This is a genomic window from Allofournierella massiliensis (genome assembly GCF_004345265.1).
In the GTDB taxonomy this organism is placed as follows: domain Bacteria; phylum Bacillota; class Clostridia; order Oscillospirales; family Ruminococcaceae; genus Allofournierella; species Allofournierella massiliensis.
In genome coordinates, this window is sequence record NZ_SLUM01000022.1 from 1 (window position 1) to 16,384 (window position 16,384).

A 16,384-nucleotide genomic window follows, 5' to 3' on the forward strand; every position below is an offset into this window, starting at 1 on the left:
CTTGCGCGGCGGTCTTTTTGTTTTGCTCTCTTTCGCCTCCTACTAAGGTTGCAAACTTTCCTCAATTCCCTGTTGACTTTTTATTTGCAGACTTCTTTGTAAATCCGATCTTTAGTCCTTGAAAAAATCGCATTTCTGATGCCGTGCCTCGGGCCATGGAGAAGAGGCAGGCAATTCGCTTTGAAATAAGGCCAGCAGATCAGTCCCCAAGTCATCGCGCCGGCGATGTAAAATCTTTTGCTCAGTGTGTGTATCGCAGTCAATGATGATTGTTTGGATCATAATGCCATAGTGCTTGAAAATGAAGCGCCGGTGATGAACGGGATCTTCTGCCTCGACCCACAGTGGGAGCGTAGCGGAGGACTGTTCCAGACACCGCCATCCGCTGTAATCCGAATAGGAGAACCCTGGAACCTCCTGGCGTCGCTGGTTCAAGGCCGCATATATTTCTTTGTATTTCATGCGCTGTGCCTCCCATTCTGCAGAGCCAGGTAGCCGGAATATCCCTCCGCGTCGATCTGCTGAAGCCGCTCCGCCCGGAATCGGTATTCCGGGTATTTGCAGTTTCCGCTGTGCTGGACGATTCCCGTGGGGATCGCCAGGCCGTGGCGGATCAGCCAGACAGGGAAATCAGGGTCTCCGTTGGTGTTGATGAAAGCACAGCCCTTTTGCCGAGTACCCTCCAGGTTGACCGTCAGGGACGCCCAAGGCTCCCCATAACCATTCTCCCAGGTAAGCATGGCAATCGACAGGTTCCCGTCCATATATGTGGATACTTTTAGCTGGATAGGATGTATGGCGCCGTATTTCTCATAAGGGAACGTAAGGGGCCCATGATTGCCCAAAGCCGGTGCTGGGGCCTTGACTGGCGCCGTTCCAACATTGGGGATCAAATCCAGTTCCCAGCATATTGAGAGAATATCGGACGGACCCACACGGTAGTTATATCGTCTGGCATATTTGGGATGAAAGAAAAGCTGCCCATCCTCCATGAAAAATTTGCCTTCTTTGGAGTTGTAGGTATAGCGGCGGCCATCCAGAAGATACTGTATCTTTTTGGCGTCCGCAAAGATCTTTCTCTCGTCATACCAAATGGCGCGCTGTACGGCAACCACCAGATTGGGATTTGAGCTGAACTGTGACTCCAAAAAGTCCAGGACACGCCCACAAACCCCTGCCCTTTGTTCTACAGTTTGAGCAGAATTAAATGTCAGTGTGAAATAGGAGTAGTCCCGGCCGGAAAGTCCATAGCCGTGAAGAGTATTGCTGAAGTCATTGCACCAGAAAAACAAGTCCCAGGCGGGGCTTCCATAAGGAGCAGGATCTTCCGCTTCATATTGATAGCATATAAACTCTCTGGCGATAGCCGCCATAACAGAAGCCATTACAGCATTTCTGGACTCAGCGGCCCGTCTAATATTGTGGTACGCCTGATCGGGGCTGGCGTCGGACATCTGGCGATTTGCTTCCCGCTGCTCTTCGGTGTAGAGATATTGCAGTCTCAGGGAATGAACATCTTCCCTGGCATAGCCCCGGTCCATCCATTTTGTGCTGGAGTTATTGATAAAAGATCTATCATCCAGTATATTCATGGTGTTTCTCCTTTAAATGTTGTTGCTCAGGCTAGCTCTTTGCTGGAGGAATACGGCTGACCTGAAAAATGTTTGCTCACAAAGTCATCCTTCCCCCATATTCAAGCAAATTGTAGTCGATACAACGGGCTGTGCTGCCCAAAATATTTCGTACTGCCTCTTGGACCACATCATCCGTATCCGGGCACTCCTGTTCGTTGTTCAGGCGTGTCAGCTCGTGGTGCAGTTTCTTCATCTGCTCCGGTGTTACCGGCTGATTGGTTTGGACCAGCACATCGGCAAAATCGCCGCAGCCGTTGATGTTCAATTCCCGAATCAGCAGCATTCCCATAAACTCCCCTCCTTCAGCAGTCCTCCTGCCAGTCGTAAAGCAGGAGGTCATGGCTGGATGTGTTGGGGCGTAGAGCCGCAGCGCGAAACCGATAATTTGTAAAAACAAAGCCGGTAGGCCTGTGAGTGTACTGGACAGCGAGGACATGGTACTCCCGGCCCATCCAGTGAGCAGGTTCCAGCACCTGCTCGGTTTCGTTATCAAAATCAAGGTCAAAGACCCAGTTGTCCCGGCAGCTGTCCGGATCAGCGTATGCCTCCCCGCCCGGCAGGGACAGGAGCTTTTGCTTCATGTCTTCATAGCCATGAAGTCCCGGGTGCTCTTTCAAAAACGACTGCTCCAGTTCCTTCCTAAAGGTGTCGAACGGGATGAAAGGCCGTTTCTCTTCAAAATCACCGTTCCCATCCAGCGCAATTACCCGGCCATCCGAGATGACCTCAATGATAACGTCCTTTCGGATGCGGCTGTCGTTTTCATAGCAATCCGGCGTAGAAGTGTACCAGGTGCCGTCTACCATATCACGATTGCAGTAGTAGTGGGGCTGGCTGACAGACCGGAACACATCTTTACAGAAGCCGGTGTCCTCAAACAGAAAAGTAAGTTGAATTCTTTTCATTGCAGATCCCTCCATAGTAATTGTTAATTTCTTCAGACAATGACATTCTCTAAAAAGCAAAAGGGCCGGCAAACAGCAAATGCGCTGTTTGTCGGTCCCTTTTCAAAAGTGTCCCTTGCCAGAGGGCAAGGCAGTTGTTGTTGAAAAAAGTATATCCAGTTGCGCTGGCTAATCAGTCGGAAGGCGCTTTTAGGTGCCGAATGATCCAGTCATGCAGTTCCTGCTCACCCGCATCGCCGTTTGCAATGGAGATGAATCTTTGCCTGGAGTTTGAAAGGCCAATCATCGTTTAGACACCTTGGCATTTTCATGCGGCTTTATCCGCTTCATCCGCCGGGGGCAATTCATGGATGACGGGAGCGGAAAGCAAGAGGTCCATTCCGGTATCCTCCATCGGCTGCCAGGCGCCGTCACGCCAGATGCAAGAGGTGGCCTTGTTATAGATCTCCGGGACTTTCTGGGGATCGTTGATGCATTCGTGAGAAACAAGCAGGCACATGTGCTGTAGGTAGAAATAGTGAAGGGACTGCTCGATCTCTCCCCGCAAGGTGTGGGCCAATGCTTCGATCTCATCCATATCCTGCCGCTGGAAAGCTGCATTAGAAATCTTTTTCAGGCACTGCGTTTGCTGAATCGCCGCATCAATATAGGTTTTAGCTTCATCAAACAGGCTATGCCTGATGCGGATATTGCTCAGGGCCACATGACGAGTGTAGGCTGTGGCCGCCTTGCAGATCTTTTTCCGCAGTTCATCATAAGGCTTTTTGTATTTTGTTTTCAGCACGTCCAGCGATACGACCTCCAAGTTGCGCCGGAGGGTATCCAACTGAATTTCAAGTGTCTTGCGCAATTCTTTTTCGTCCATAGTGTTCCTCCCTTTCCCAAGAGATTACCAGCCTGCTACCCATGTAGAGGCCGTTTACAAATGATAGTTCCGTAAAAGTTCCTGTGCAGCCTCGGATACTGCGTCCCAATAACAATCCCAATAGGCATCGCAGCGCCCCAGATAGTGGTTGATGCGCCCCCGAATATCCTCGTCTTGGAGCAGCTGCTTTTTCTGCGCCTCCGTCAGCGCCAGATATTCAGGCAGTTTCCCAGCCTTCTCAAGAAGATCCTTTTGTGCGCATTCATCGTCATAAATCGTGGCCACAGTACGGATAAATTGGGGAGCCAGCGGCAAGGACCGCTTCTCAACCGCAATTAGGAAATGATTCTCGCAGTATTCTCCATCCAGATAGCACTCGTAGCTTTCTGCTGTTTCCTCCTCTACAAACTGGCTGTTCTCACGCCACTTCTCGATGCAGCCGTCGTTCAGCTCAGCGGTTAAGTCATCATGGAATTGCCGCCGAGCGTCCACCAAATTGGTGAACGGGATTTCATAGGAGCCAAATTCTCCATCGGTGGCCCAGTGCGATACGACCACATAGAGGTCTGCCTGAGCGTATTCCTGCTCCGGGACGGCGAGGGGCGTCAGCATCTCAGGCGCCATGATGACCAGATCCAGCCCCAGCTCTTCCACGCGCTTTGGCGTATCATAGAGTTGAGAAAAGGTCTGCTCCAGCGCAGCGCGGGCGACAGAAAGAGGCGGCGGATCAAAGGCACAATAGATGTCCGGCGTATCATTTTCGGTTTCCCGGTCATCATCCGTGCGGATCTCAAGGATGCGCCCAAAGAGTCCATCATACTCGCTTGCCTCATTGGCGAGAACGCGCCCACCTACTATATAGGCGGCGTTTTCATACATGAGCTTCTCGCCCGGTTCTTTGTAAATCATAGCAACTCCTCCTTAAAAAATTGAATCAGAAGACTGCCCAATTTTCATCGGCAAGATATGTTCGCTATCCGCGCCGAAAATGACGGCACCGCTCATAAACATGAAAATGGGCGGCGGAATAGGAACGATATGCCTGAAGACTCTTGGGCGGGTCCTGCCAATGACCAACAGACCGTTTGACGATGCTGTAAACGGCTGGTTTCTTGATATTTTTGAGTTTCTTTTCGATAGAGATTTGCATCACCTTTATCGCCCTCCTTGATCGAATGGGGCAGCGCCCGTTGAAGATGTCGGGAGCATCCTTGCGGGGACTCCCTGCATTTGCTGCGGCTTTACCACATATCGCAGTCGGCGGGAACAGAAACATACAGGTCTCCATCCTTCTCATAAACATCGGCCCCATAGCCGCTGCGCATGATCGAGGTGATCACATCGGCTGTGCTTCTCTGATAATACGCATTCCATACGCCATGCCGATAGTAGACCTGCGGCCTGTCCCGGATCAGTTCTACGGCCCGTTCAAAGGCCAATTCGCATAAAGTTTCCATCATGTTTCCTCCTGTGCCTCGCTGGCCTCAATGATGCCGCGCTTTCGCTTTAATTCTGCAATTTTCTGTTTCCATGCCTTTTTTGCCTGCTCAGCGCGCGCCAGTTCCGCCTGCTGATCTTCCGGGGAGAGAGCAGAAAATTCCCACTCCCGGCGGTCCCTGTCAATATCCGCGATGATGCGGCGTACCAGACGCATGGCAAGTTCGTTCTTTGTCGGAGGTAGCTGCTCCATAGCAGCTTGCCCCTGCTGGAAGAGAAGCAGATACCGGTCATACTGGGCTTCGGTGATGAAGCCCCAGCCGAAATCATCCTGGATCTCCCGCTCGTTGCGGTACTGCATCACTTTTTTAAATTCAGCCTGCCGGGCATCGCCTTCTTTCTCCACCGCCCGGGCAAATTTAGCCTCTATGCGGTGCAGATCTCGAAGCACTTTCGTGCAGGCTGCCGCTTCCATCAAATAGCCATGATCCCGCGGCTTCAAATATCTACTCATCTAACACCTCCATTTGCTTATCATCAGTGCTGCCCAGGGGGCAGGCGTAGCTTTTATCAATGCTGGGCATGGTACAGCCCATGTCAGGGTCATTACAGTCACAGTCCCAGCAAGGATCGAGTGGTTCTGGCCGGAGCCGGGTCCCTAAGACGATATACCTGCTCCATCTCCCACAAAAAGGGCAAGCGATGGTTCCGGCATGGGAGCGGTCAATTTGCTCTTGTGTGACGGGACCGACCTTCTGACAGCACTCATTTCGCACAAAAACGATATTGGCGGTCTCCAAGACCTCTGGACGGTATTTTTTGTTGAATGGGATAAAGTCGATCCATTGCGGATCATCGAAGAATCTGGCCACATGGAGCTGCAGGGCATCTTTTCGTATCTCAGCAGCAGAAGCCTTGACATAGTTGTGCTCAGTGCACCACTGGATCAGGTCTTTCAGCAGCTGTGTCTCATTTTCTCGCTCAATCAGGGCCTCCGCCAATCTGCACCAGTTTTTTTCTTCGATTTCCCCCAGCTTGGTTTTTACAGCGTTCCAGTAAAAAGTTTTTTTGTCTCTGCCAGAGCCTGTTCGTTCATAGCGGAACACACCGGTTTGCCAGAGGATGTCCTCATAGGTAATGGAAGAGAATTCTACTCCTCCGGGCAGCTTATAGTTCTCCTGATTCATATCCTCAGTACCTCGTAAAAATTATGGCTGGCAGACTGTGCCAAACAAAGTCTGCCAGCCATTGTGCTTATCTCCAGCCTATAAAGCCTGTGGGGGCGTCGCTGTCCTGATGGGAGCTATTTGTCGGAGGGGCTTTGCCGCTCATAACAAAAGAAAAAACCGCGCTCCAAATAGTCAAGGGAACAGGATCGTTGTCGATCTCTCTCAACGCCTCATCCATCCAGCACCTTTCGCAGATATGCACATGAGCGTACCTGCTCAAAGGGTTTAGAAAAGAGTGTTTCCCAGTGTATAATTCATGGCGACCGCACCTCGGACAGAGAAGCTGTTGTTCTGCTTCCTGCATCGGCAAAAGGCTTTCAAGGAATCGCCTGGCTTCATCTTCGGAGATTTTCATGCTATATCCTCCGCCGCGATCATTGGGATTTTATTGGCACCAGCTCGGCCGGTGTCGATATAAGGTCAGGCCTGCTATGCGGTGGATCTCCTTGTCATTGGTGATCTGGATAAATCCTTTTTTGCGGGCTACAACCCTGACGTCCTCGTTCATATCGAGGCAAAAGACCTGCTTGCCATCCATCTTCCGAAGTTCCTGCGTGGTAAGAGGAATTTCGGCATCCTGTTTGCTTCCAGGCAGTATAAGGCCGGCCGCCAGCATGTTCACAGCAGTCCGATAGCCGGACTCAAACGCCTGCTCCACCGTGGCGCCGTTGCGTTCGCTGACGGTAAGCTGGTAGGTCTCAAAAGCGGCTGCGGCCGCAGGAATACCGGCGAATATCTGCTGAAGCGCCTGCTCAGCGGCAGAGACCCTGCGGTCAAGCGCCCGCTGTTCTGCGCTCTGTTCTGTAAACACGCTCGGCTCATATTCGCCAAAATAAAGATCGTGCAGGAAGTTGGGGTCAACCGTCACACCGCCTGTCATAGAGGAAGCGGACTTGGACAGATCATCAGCAATTCTCTCCAGCGCCTTGATGAGCCTGGGCAGCTGGACCTCGTAAAATATATGCCCATATTTTGTTTCGTGGAAATTCAAAAAATTGACACCTCCTATTGTCGATAAGCAGCCGCCGCAGCTTGGAGCCTGCGGCGGTCCATGTGAAGCCGCCAATAGCGGCAGATTCCCTGACTGGTTCGGAACAGCTTAGACAGTAAAGCCTTCCATACTGCATCGCAGGATGATGTAATCGGTCCGAAGGCTTTTCATGTGCTGTAAAATATCATCTTTGGATTGGTAACCCTCCAAATTCAGCACTTGCCGTTCGGAATGCCCTTCCGCATTGGTCAAGTTGCAGTACCAGTATCCGCTTTTGGTCTGGTAGACCTTCCGAGTTCTCTTGTGACCGGGGATCGTGAGCGTCAAATGCAGACCGCCGGCGCCACACTCCGCATGAACGAGCATAAAAGTCGATTTATACAACTCACGTTCTTCCTTTTCCACAAAACCTTTTAGGTCTGGTAGTCTGGGGCATCTTCCGGATGTGTGAGTCATATCACGCCGGTTCCGTTGGTATTTCCCTCGGCACCAGCAATTTTGCACCTCGCATTTCCCGCAATCCACACCGCCATAAAGAGGCGGAAAATAATGTTTCTGCTCCATAGATAGCCTCCTATGCTGCTTTCTTTTTGCTTTGCTGTACAGATAGCCTGACACGCCATTCTTCCGGATGGGGTTGTTTCAGCCGGATTCGTTCTAAAAGGGCTTTGTTGGCGCAGAAGGCATATTGCTTCCATTGACGCCGCTGTGAGTGTTTCGGCCCTTGAATGGTCAGATGCTCCAACGCATAAATCATAGCGGCATCCTACCTTTCCGACTCGAACCGCCGGAGCCGCTCCAGCAGCAGACGGGTGTTCTGCTCGTACTGAGCGAGGAAGGGCGCATCCAAATCGAAGTTATAGTAGCGGTAGAACATCACCTGAAAGACTATCTGTTTATCTAACATTGGATCAATAGAGCGCATCCGTTTTCCGATTTCTGCAATGGATGCATACTCCTGTTTCAAATATTCTTTGTCCAGTCTGGGGAAGTTGTGATAGAACCAGTCTTTGACGGAGACTTTCCCACCGCTGAAATGATATTGCTGATTGCTGTCGAAACAGAGGCAGTATTCAAAATCATGGCCCCGCTCGCCAGGCCCAACAGAAAAAGGGTAAAGCCGGCAGGTCCGGGGACGCGCTTCATAGATGCTGCACAGGCCGTTTTTCAAGAAAATGCAGGAATCATCCGGTCCGGTGGTTTTCAGTGTAAAAATGGGGAAGCAAGTATCCGTCAGCGGCATGGGCTCGCAGTATCGGGCCAGCATTTCATCTATGGTGGAGATGCTGGGATCTCGGTCACGCAAATACTTTGCCAGCCGGTAGGCATCTAGGCTTTCCACCATCACACTGTTCTCAATATGGCGGCAGCATTGACCGCATTTGCGGCATTGATAGTTAACAACGTCTTTTGTGTGGACCAACACCGCCATTGTTTCTTGTTTATCCATGGCAATCCTCCGAAAAAGGCCGTGACGGGAGATCCGTCACGGCCCAAAACATATAGGACAAATTCTGTTGTCCCCGTGTCATCTTACAACCGCTTTACGCACATGCGGCCAAGCTCATCATCGGGAGCGGGTTGCAGACCGCCAGCGGAAAAGGGGACATGGAGAGGCAGTAGATGGAATTGAGCGTTTCAAAGCGCACCAGGTCATCCGACTGCTCATGGACGGCAACCACACGGGAAGTATGGTAAACCTTACCGCCCGCGTGAAGAAGGGCGCTCTGCCCAAGCGCCAGAGGGCGCAGAAGAGCTCCGCGCATCACAATGGATTTCTTTGATTTCGTCATATAATTCGACCTCCATTCTATTCAAAATAAGTCGATGATCACTCGTGGCATAATCGGAGAAACACGGTGCGGGCTTCCTCAAGGAGCTCCTGGATGCGTTTCATCGGTAGCTTCTCGTGGCGGGAGATCTCCCTGATGCCATAGCCGTAACCCTTCATGCGGACGATCTTCATCTGCTGCTCAGAAATATGGGCGGCCAGTTCATGGAGCATCTGCTGCATTTCAAATTCCTGCATCACGCGGTCTTGAGCCGATAGTAATTCCTCCAGCGGAACACCGTCCGGGTACAGGCCCAAATGGATACTGATGATTTCTGCATTACGCTTACGACAATCCTGTCTACGGAAATAATCATATAGACGAAATTTCATTTGCCGAATGGCGATTGTACTGAAAGAATACTTTTGAGCAGATAGGTTGTTACAGTAATCTTGAACAGCTTTCAAATACGGGAAAATGACCACATCATAGAATTCACTCTCCGGCAGATGGTTGTCATTGAGAAATTTATAGACCAGGCCGTGGTGCTCTGCGGCAAACTCCTGCTGTTCTTTGGTCAACGGTACTTCGCTTAACATCTTATTTCCTCCATTCTAAAATGAAAAAAGGGATACCCCCGGCCTGAGCCGAAGGTATCCACTTGCTGACATTTCATGCGGCATCGCCGCAACAAAAACAGTTACGCCGGCAACTTCTCATAGTCGCCGTTGACTTCCCCGACCACATAGCTTCCGTCCGGGCCCGGCGCCGCAGTCGCAGATTCCGGGATCACATAGTCGCAGTCGCTGGTGCGCTGCTCCTCATTGATCAGGGCGCGCTGGATGTTGATGGCCTTGATCTGTTCCTTGAAGACATTGGCATAGGCGCGGATCTGAGCCAGCTCATCACCCTGGAAGTCGCGTACAAGGCGGAAGGTGGCGACGCTGTAGTCGTTGCCATTGTTCTCTTTCTTGAGCGCGATCTGGATCAGGCTGCCATAGGTGGCGCGCCGGCGGTAGACAAAGGCCCTGTTCAGGAATTCCTTGAACGGCTTAATGCTGGTGGGCGGCAGAGAGATCTGCAGAGGCATATACTCGCCGCTGCGCAGCAAGTAAATGTCCCGCATGTTCTTGCATGCCTTGCCGCGGCCGCCATCCCGGGCCGAACCGTATGCGTTCATCGGGCAGGTGGCGCAGGCGCCGCCCGGTTCGCCAATACCAGTCTTGCCATCCACAGAGGAGCAGAGGGGCTTGGTGTCCTCATCGTATTCGCTGCCTTCCGGCCAAAGGGTATAGGCGGAATGATTGTAGAGGATGACGCCCTCCAGCGTCCGGGCATAGTCCGGGTTGTCGGGGTCCTCCGTAGGGATCTCAAACTGCAGGGCGCCGCCGGCGGGGATTTTGACCCGCTGGAAGCTCATCATCTGCAGGCCGTCCGCGTCCTCCGCGATCTCGTCACTGCTGAAATCCCCATCCACCATTGCCGGGAGCATGAATTTGTTCTGCTCGTTTGCGGTCATCATAGAAGTGTTCTGTTCGTACATAGTTCGTTCCTCCTGTCAAATTTAGATGGATGGCAGCCATCTAAGCGGCCATCTGGTTAATTCGGCTCCACTGCCGCGCCGGCATGGAAAGAATGTTGTAGCCAATGCCTTCCAGAGCAGTCGCCCGGTCATAATCCTGGACATCCTGGCTGTGGCGGGTCACGGCGTTGGACAGACCATATAAAGTCAGATCGTTGCCTTCGATCAGCCGCTGCAGAACACCGGAGCTTTCATCGTCCGTGATATGGAAATCTTTGCTGACGAGCTTCACAATGCCAGGAACATCGACAGTATTCATGCGAGCATTCTTGGCTTCCCGCATCATGTTGACCACACGGGTAAAGCGAACCTCATCTACCACGGCTCGAACAGTGTCCTGGATCTTCATGGCGAAAGCTTTGTCGTCGGCCTCCAGCGTCTTTTCCGAATACAGCTGATAGTTCTCTGAAGCCTCATTGACGCGGCCTACATGGTTGCGGCGCGTCTGGGCATCGTTTATCACCATACCGTTGCTGCACACCAGACGATAGACCAGCGGCTGGATGCTCACCGAGCCCAGGCCTACCTCACTGTTGCTGATAATAATACCGGACTGCACAATGTCACCGGGTACGACCTCTGCCTCCAGACGGGTATTGACGACCTTGATGTACATACGGCTGTCGGTGAGCTGGCAGCTCTCGAAGTGCATCCCTTCCATTTCCTGAAGGACTGGAAGGACAATCCCAGCAATATCGAGGTTGTCGATGCGCCGGTAGCGGTTGCTGAGAAACGCCCGTGCTGTGCCGTCTATGGTGCGAACCATACGCACAGCTGGCTCCCGCTGGAACCATGCATTCACATTCTGCGCCAGCAGTTCGGGATATTCCTCCAACATCTTGTCATAATAAGCTGCCGGGATCTTGAGGTGCGTTCCGATCTGCCTGTGTGCGATGGCGTTGACCTCCAACGGCTCTACGGCATAATCACCGGATTTGTCGTAAGCGTTGAGATATAGCCCATCCCCGAAGGGCTCCAATCGGAGACTCCGGGTGTCCAGCATATAATCGGCCTTCAAATCGTTCTGCCGCTGGATTTCCTGTGCCATTTCCACAAGACTGATCCCTGATTTCATATTATTTCACTTCCTTCCTGCAACAATAGTGGTCACCAGGAGACCTGAATGCCCTGTGTCGTTGTTTCAGCCGCCAGACCGTTGCTCTCCAGCACCTCCACCAGACGGGGCCAATAGACCTTTGCCGGAAAATTGGAGAGGTGTTCCTGCGGAACAAGCTCTTCGCCCTGCTGAATACAAATATCTCCGTTTTCTTTCAGCGTGAGCTTGCTGTGCCCACGGGAGTTCAGGTCAGCGATCAGCGTTTCCATGACCGTGCGCCCGTTGTTTTCATACCAGATGCGCGGATCGACGGGCTGCTTGTTGGGCGGAATGTCTGCCTGTTCGTCCTGCTCCGTCCCTGCTTTGGTGAGCGGCACGATCTTGAGCAGGTCACAACGGATCGTTGCGTCTTTGCCAAATGTGATGTCGGCGTGGTCAAACGCCTCCACATTGTAAAGGCGGATGCGCCCAGTACCATTTCCACGGATCAGATCCACCGGCCGCTTTTCACACCACTCGAAGCAGGCGTTGGAAAACGATGAACGCAGATAGGTCAGAATTCGATGGTTGGCATAGCGGAGCAGCAGATCATCCGGTACCGGTTCTTCAAGTTCCGGCACCGTAAAGGTGTTCTGTGCGATGCCCTCGGCATGGAGCTGACGCTCCCGATGCTGGCGCTGGCGGCGGCGCTTGGCCTGCTGCATATACGGGAGCAGGAGGATCAGCACGATCCAAAGCCCCCAGAGGGTGAATACCCCAATCAACAGCCATGCTTGCCAGGGCCCGCGAACCAGAGCCATGATAGCGATGACAGCACCGATCAGGATCGTAATGCTGCCACTTAAAAGTCCCTTGTCATTACTCATGTGGTTACCGTCCTTTCTTTCGATTTTTGCCTGAAAACAAAAAAAGAGGGACCGCACCAAGCTTCAGTTCATTCTGAAAACTTGATACGGTCCCTCTTACAGCGCCGGATCTATTCCGGCAGGGATTCGCGGTCACCGTCCATTACCTCGGAAGGCGCTGGAGCGGTTGCCGCTGTGTCGGAGTCATGCTGCTCACATTCAGTCTTCGCTCTGGGGGTTTGCCCAGGAAGAAATCCAAAGTCCGTCAGCCATATTTTCAGCTTCTTAACTGTGGTTCCGTCCTTTTGGCGTACATCTACCAGCTTTTGCGATCCAGTGAGCCAAATCATGCTTCCCTTTTTGATTTTGAGCCTTACGAGCCGGGCAACCTGGTCGCCGCGAGCCCACACTTGGTAGAAGTCCGGCGGGTTGTTGCCGGAACGCTCCATCAGGTCAAAACAGACATACGGCTGTTTTGACTGGCTCTCTTTTGGGACAAGATCGTGCATGACCCGGCCAAATACATGGATTTGTGCCATAACACTTCCTTTCTTCGCCGTCGGCGTTAATATCTATATATAAAAAGTGCCAGCAGATATCGGCCCTGAATGGGCGCAACGATACCACTGACACTTGATACAGCATACAAACTTAACTGCGTGTGCAATGCAAGGGTTTTGGCCTCGCGGTACAGATACAAGATCTGTATCCCACATGGGGAACGCACAAAAATCAATTACAAGCTAAGTGTAACACTATATCTTGCGTTTGTCAAGCGGTATAATACTGTATATAGATATTTCGCCGTAGCGAGTTACAATATGTGGTTCATGTCGCGGTAGTAATCGTCCAACAGATAGAATCTCAACTCCCTGGCCCTGGGCGTGCCATAGTTGAAGGTCAGAGCGTACAAATTGCCGGTTCCGTCCACACCGAGCGGCCCCAGCCAGCAGGTAAAAGAGTTGCCGTTAAAATACCAGAGCTGGATGTCACGATAACCATCCTCCGAGACAAGGCCGGACGAAGCCATGCGCCATGCGTCTTCATCGTCAATCATCGGATGAGAGAGAAAGCGGCGGTAGAGCTCGTCCGACAGCCCAAGGGCCTGCTGGTAAGTCAGCGGATTAGGATGGTCCAGCCACCAACGGGTGATTTCTTCAAAGGTGCGCAGATGGGGCTTAGGGTCGAGCGCATGAAATTGGCGGATGAACGCCTTTACCTTTTCCAAATCTGCGGCAGGAGGGATCGGGATCTCGCGGACCTCATTATCCGAGAAGGAAAAGGCGATCCGTTCACCGTCCTTATCCTCCAGCATGAGTGCGGTACGGGACAGTGGAGAAACCAGAAAGTGGTCGATGGCAAAAGTGTGTTCCAGAAACTGCTGGACTTTGAATTGCTCAATGGTGTGTGGCTTGTACATGGGGGTAAACCTCCTTTTTCAGTGTTCTACTTATTAAATAGGAAAAAGCTTCGCTTTTTCTGCAAATTGATCAAACCTTTTGAAAAAAGAAGGCATAATTCGATTTTGCGTTCCCGGCAATAAAAGCTGAAAGATGCTTGCAAAGGCATTGCACGATAGAGATGATCTTTCTGATCAACTTTCCTTTTACACAGAGCGCAGAATTTGCTATACTGAATACATCGCGTGTTTTGGAGTGAAAAGATGAACAAAATTCTAGTTTTAGAAGACGATCTTGCTTTAAGTGCCGGCCTCTGCTTTGAACTGGACAGTCAGGGCTATCTCACCGTGGCCGCTTATAACTGCCAAAAGGCCCGTCAGCTGCTGGCGGGCGATGCCTTTGATCTGGCCCTGCTGGATGTGAACCTGCCAGATGGCAGCGGCTTTGATCTGTGCCGGGAAATCAAGGCGCAGCAGTCTGATTTGCCGGTGATCTTTTTGACCGCCAATGACCTGGAGGCGGATGTGCTGAATGGATTTGATATGGGTGCCGAGGACTATGTTACCAAGCCCTTCAATATGCAGATCCTCCTGCGCCGGATAGAGGTGGCACTACGCCGGATGGGAGCAAAGCAGCCTGCGGCACAGGCCGACCGTTGGAGCGATGGATGGCTGACCCTGGACTTTACCGCCCTCACCGCCCAGCGAGGAGCGGAAAAACTCGCCATCACCCCAAATGAATATAAGTTGCTCAAGACCCTCACGGAACATAGTGGACAGATCCTTACCCGGCAGGTGCTGCTGGACCGTCTGTGGGACAGCGCGGGAAACTTCATTGATGATCACACCCTGACGGTGACCATGAACCGGCTGCGGTCCAAGATTGAGGACGAGCAGCACAGTTATATCAAGACTGTGCGGGGCATGGGCTACATCTGGACAGGAGGCAAGTCATGAAGCAGCGTTGGATGAGCGTCCTGCGTGTGGGAATGGTATTACTCTCGGCTGCATTGTTTGCCGCCCTGGTGTGGGTATTGTGGCAGACGGTTCCCCGGGCATCGGTGCGCTACGGAATTTTGGCCCTGTGTGTAGCCATCTTCCTAGTGGTTGGCCTATGGGCTTGGTATCAACGACGGCAGGTATCGTTGTTTGCCGACGACCTGTGCGAGACACTGGATGCGCTCATGTCCGGCCGGGCGGTGGAGGGCTATCAGCCCTACGAGGACAGCCTGACCGCAAAGGTGCAAGGCAAGCTGATGCAGTATTTTGACATTATGAGTGAGGGCAAGCGTCAGAGCCAGCGTGACAAAGAGACTGTTCAAAGTCTGGTAAGCGACATATCCCACCAGGTCAAGACGCCCATTGCCAACATCAAGATGTTCACCGGCATCCTGCGGGGCCACGATCTGCCGTCGGAGAAGAGGGCGGAGTTTCTGGCGACGATGGACGGCCAGATCGACAAGCTGGACTTTCTGATGCAGTCGCTCATTAAAATGTCCCGGCTGGAGACCGGAACATTTACCCTACACATGGAGGAAGCCCATCTCTCCAACACCATTGCCCGAGCTATGAGCACTGTATGGGCAAAGGCGGAGGCCAAGGGGATCGACCTGTCGGCAGAATGCGATCCAGCCATCACGGTGCAGCATGATCCGAAATGGACGGCGGAGGCTGTCGGCAACATTCTGGACAACGCCGTGAAATATACTCCGGCAGGCGGCAAAGTAATGGTCACCGTGCGCCCCTGGCAGTTTTACACCCGGGTAGACATTACTGACACTGGAATCGGCATCCCAGAGGAGCACTATAACGATGTGTTCCAGCGGTTCTACCGTGCTCAAGAGGTGGCGGCACAGGAGGGCGTTGGCTTGGGACTGTACCTTGCCAACGGCATCATCATCCGGCAGAAGGGGTATATCAGTGTGAAATCAAAGGTTGGAACAGGCACCACCTTTTCAGTCTATTTATTGAGTTGAGCAAAGTGAGGAATTCACCCATGGACATTGTTACCGTACATAATCTAAAGAAATACTTCGGCAAGGGCGACAGCCTAGTGAAAGCCCTGGACGGCATCGACCTTGCCATTGAAAAAGGGAAATTCACCGCCATCATCGGGGCGTCTGGCTCTGGTAAGACCACGTTGCTGAATATGATCGGCGGCATGGATATCCCCGATGAGGGAGAGATCATCGTGGACGGCGTGAATCTGCGGGGCCTGAAGGAAAAGGAACTGGCCGTGTTCCGCCGCAGCAAGGTAGGCTTTATTTACCAGAACTTCAACCTGGTCCCAACCCTGACCGTGAAGGAGAACATCCTGTTTCCCCTGAGTCTTGCAGGCTCCACCCCGGACGGCGTGTTTTTTGACGAGATTATGGAGCTGCTGCACCTGCACGACCGGCTGAACGCCTATCCGGGGGAACTCTCTGGCGGTGGGCAGCAACGGGTGGCCATTGCCCGCGCCCTGATTGCCAAGCCCTCCATCCTGCTGGCCGATGAGCCTACCGGTAACCTGGACAGCAAAACCGGCCAGAATGTGCTAGGCCTGCTGAAGCTGTCAGTGGAGACCTATCACCAAACCCTGGTGATGATTACCCACAATCTGGAGCTGGCGCAAATGGCTGACCGGGTCATCCGCATCGAGGATGGCCGCCTCCACGACTAAAGGAGG

The 16,384-nt window shown here is 52.4% G+C and carries 24 protein-coding genes; 3 read left to right on the plus strand and 21 right to left on the minus strand.

Annotated elements, in window-relative coordinates; all coding sequences use genetic code 11:
- Positions 1 to 111: 111 nt before the first annotated feature.
- From EDD77_RS12475 to EDD77_RS12575, 21 genes are all read right to left on the minus strand, one after another.
- Positions 112 to 462: a hypothetical protein gene (locus tag EDD77_RS12475; protein ID WP_058965413.1), complete on the minus strand. Its 351-nt coding sequence runs from the start codon at positions 460 to 462 to the stop codon at positions 112 to 114.
- Positions 459 to 1,592, minus strand: a complete 1,134-nt coding sequence (locus EDD77_RS12480; protein WP_058965414.1) for a DUF4313 domain-containing protein — start codon at positions 1,590 to 1,592, stop codon at positions 459 to 461. The genes EDD77_RS12475 and EDD77_RS12480 overlap by 4 nt, the downstream gene beginning before the upstream one ends.
- Before the next feature lie 76 nt (positions 1,593 to 1,668).
- Positions 1,669 to 1,923, minus strand: a complete 255-nt coding sequence (locus tag EDD77_RS12485) for a hypothetical protein (protein ID WP_050005290.1) — start codon at positions 1,921 to 1,923, stop codon at positions 1,669 to 1,671.
- 13 nt (positions 1,924 to 1,936) lie between these two features.
- Complete coding sequence (locus EDD77_RS12490; protein ID WP_058965415.1) at positions 1,937 to 2,539, minus strand: hypothetical protein; 603 nt, start codon at positions 2,537 to 2,539, stop codon at positions 1,937 to 1,939.
- 307 nt (positions 2,540 to 2,846) lie between these two features.
- A complete protein-coding gene (locus tag EDD77_RS12495; protein WP_058965416.1) occupies positions 2,847 to 3,404 on the minus strand; it encodes a hypothetical protein in 558 nt (185 codons plus the stop codon).
- A gap of 54 nt (positions 3,405 to 3,458) precedes the next feature.
- On the minus strand, positions 3,459 to 4,313 hold the full coding sequence (locus EDD77_RS12500) for a hypothetical protein (protein WP_058965417.1): 855 nt from the start codon (positions 4,311 to 4,313) through the stop codon (positions 3,459 to 3,461).
- A gap of 332 nt (positions 4,314 to 4,645) precedes the next feature.
- Positions 4,646 to 4,864, minus strand: a complete 219-nt coding sequence (locus EDD77_RS12505; protein ID WP_132587408.1) for a hypothetical protein — start codon at positions 4,862 to 4,864, stop codon at positions 4,646 to 4,648.
- On the minus strand, positions 4,861 to 5,355 hold the full coding sequence (locus tag EDD77_RS12510; protein ID WP_050005295.1) for a hypothetical protein: 495 nt from the start codon (positions 5,353 to 5,355) through the stop codon (positions 4,861 to 4,863). The genes EDD77_RS12505 and EDD77_RS12510 overlap by 4 nt, the downstream gene beginning before the upstream one ends.
- Complete coding sequence (locus tag EDD77_RS12515) at positions 5,348 to 6,028, minus strand: hypothetical protein (protein WP_058965418.1); 681 nt, start codon at positions 6,026 to 6,028, stop codon at positions 5,348 to 5,350. Before EDD77_RS12515 ends, EDD77_RS12510 begins: the two co-directional genes overlap by 8 nt.
- 67 nt (positions 6,029 to 6,095) lie before the next feature.
- Positions 6,096 to 6,425: a hypothetical protein gene (locus EDD77_RS12520; protein ID WP_058965419.1), complete on the minus strand. Its 330-nt coding sequence runs from the start codon at positions 6,423 to 6,425 to the stop codon at positions 6,096 to 6,098.
- Between the two features lie 30 nt (positions 6,426 to 6,455).
- Positions 6,456 to 7,061: a DUF6809 family protein gene (locus EDD77_RS12525; protein ID WP_058965420.1), complete on the minus strand. Its 606-nt coding sequence runs from the start codon at positions 7,059 to 7,061 to the stop codon at positions 6,456 to 6,458.
- A 108-nt stretch (positions 7,062 to 7,169) separates the two neighbouring features.
- Positions 7,170 to 7,625: a hypothetical protein gene (locus EDD77_RS12530; protein WP_132587409.1), complete on the minus strand. Its 456-nt coding sequence runs from the start codon at positions 7,623 to 7,625 to the stop codon at positions 7,170 to 7,172.
- Positions 7,626 to 7,635: 10 nt separating this feature from the next.
- Entirely contained in the window at positions 7,636 to 7,818 is a 183-nt protein-coding gene (locus EDD77_RS12535) for a hypothetical protein (protein ID WP_132587410.1), read from the minus strand.
- A gap of 9 nt (positions 7,819 to 7,827) precedes the next feature.
- Positions 7,828 to 8,511, minus strand: coding sequence for a YkgJ family cysteine cluster protein (locus EDD77_RS12540; protein ID WP_058965422.1), 684 nt, complete (start codon positions 8,509 to 8,511; stop codon positions 7,828 to 7,830).
- 94 nt (positions 8,512 to 8,605) lie between these two features.
- A complete protein-coding gene (locus EDD77_RS12545) occupies positions 8,606 to 8,854 on the minus strand; it encodes a hypothetical protein (protein ID WP_058965423.1) in 249 nt (82 codons plus the stop codon).
- Between the two features lie 38 nt (positions 8,855 to 8,892).
- Positions 8,893 to 9,432: a sigma-70 RNA polymerase sigma factor region 4 domain-containing protein gene (locus tag EDD77_RS12550; protein ID WP_058965424.1), complete on the minus strand. Its 540-nt coding sequence runs from the start codon at positions 9,430 to 9,432 to the stop codon at positions 8,893 to 8,895.
- 101 nt (positions 9,433 to 9,533) lie between these two features.
- Complete coding sequence (locus EDD77_RS12555) at positions 9,534 to 10,376, minus strand: hypothetical protein (RefSeq protein ID WP_058965425.1); 843 nt, start codon at positions 10,374 to 10,376, stop codon at positions 9,534 to 9,536.
- A gap of 40 nt (positions 10,377 to 10,416) precedes the next feature.
- Complete coding sequence (locus tag EDD77_RS12560; RefSeq protein ID WP_058965426.1) at positions 10,417 to 11,490, minus strand: DUF932 domain-containing protein; 1,074 nt, start codon at positions 11,488 to 11,490, stop codon at positions 10,417 to 10,419.
- Between the two features lie 32 nt (positions 11,491 to 11,522).
- On the minus strand, positions 11,523 to 12,338 hold the full coding sequence (locus tag EDD77_RS12565) for a hypothetical protein (protein WP_058965427.1): 816 nt from the start codon (positions 12,336 to 12,338) through the stop codon (positions 11,523 to 11,525).
- 110 nt (positions 12,339 to 12,448) lie between these two features.
- Positions 12,449 to 12,856 carry a single-stranded DNA-binding protein gene (locus EDD77_RS12570; RefSeq protein WP_058965428.1) on the minus strand — a complete coding sequence of 136 codons (408 nt, stop codon included), beginning with the start codon at positions 12,854 to 12,856 and terminating at the stop codon, positions 12,449 to 12,451.
- 275 nt (positions 12,857 to 13,131) lie between these two features.
- Positions 13,132 to 13,737, minus strand: a complete 606-nt coding sequence (locus tag EDD77_RS12575; RefSeq protein WP_058965429.1) for a hypothetical protein — start codon at positions 13,735 to 13,737, stop codon at positions 13,132 to 13,134.
- A gap of 243 nt (positions 13,738 to 13,980) precedes the next feature.
- On the opposite strand from EDD77_RS12575, the gene EDD77_RS12580 reads away from it, so the two are divergent.
- Genes EDD77_RS12580 through EDD77_RS12590 form a run of 3 tightly spaced genes read left to right on the plus strand, consistent with a single transcriptional unit; the run spans position 13,981 to position 16,378 of the window.
- Positions 13,981 to 14,673 carry a response regulator transcription factor gene (locus EDD77_RS12580; RefSeq protein ID WP_058965430.1) on the plus strand — a complete coding sequence of 231 codons (693 nt, stop codon included), beginning with the start codon at positions 13,981 to 13,983 and terminating at the stop codon, positions 14,671 to 14,673.
- Positions 14,670 to 15,692 (plus strand): sensor histidine kinase, encoded by a 1,023-nt coding sequence (locus EDD77_RS12585; protein WP_058965431.1) that lies wholly within the window; start codon positions 14,670 to 14,672, stop codon positions 15,690 to 15,692. The genes EDD77_RS12580 and EDD77_RS12585 overlap by 4 nt, the downstream gene beginning before the upstream one ends.
- A gap of 20 nt (positions 15,693 to 15,712) precedes the next feature.
- The gene (locus EDD77_RS12590) at positions 15,713 to 16,378 is read left to right on the plus strand and encodes an ABC transporter ATP-binding protein (RefSeq protein WP_050005761.1); all 666 of its coding nucleotides are present in this window, start codon (positions 15,713 to 15,715) and stop codon (positions 16,376 to 16,378) included.
- Positions 16,379 to 16,384: the final 6 nt, after the last annotated feature.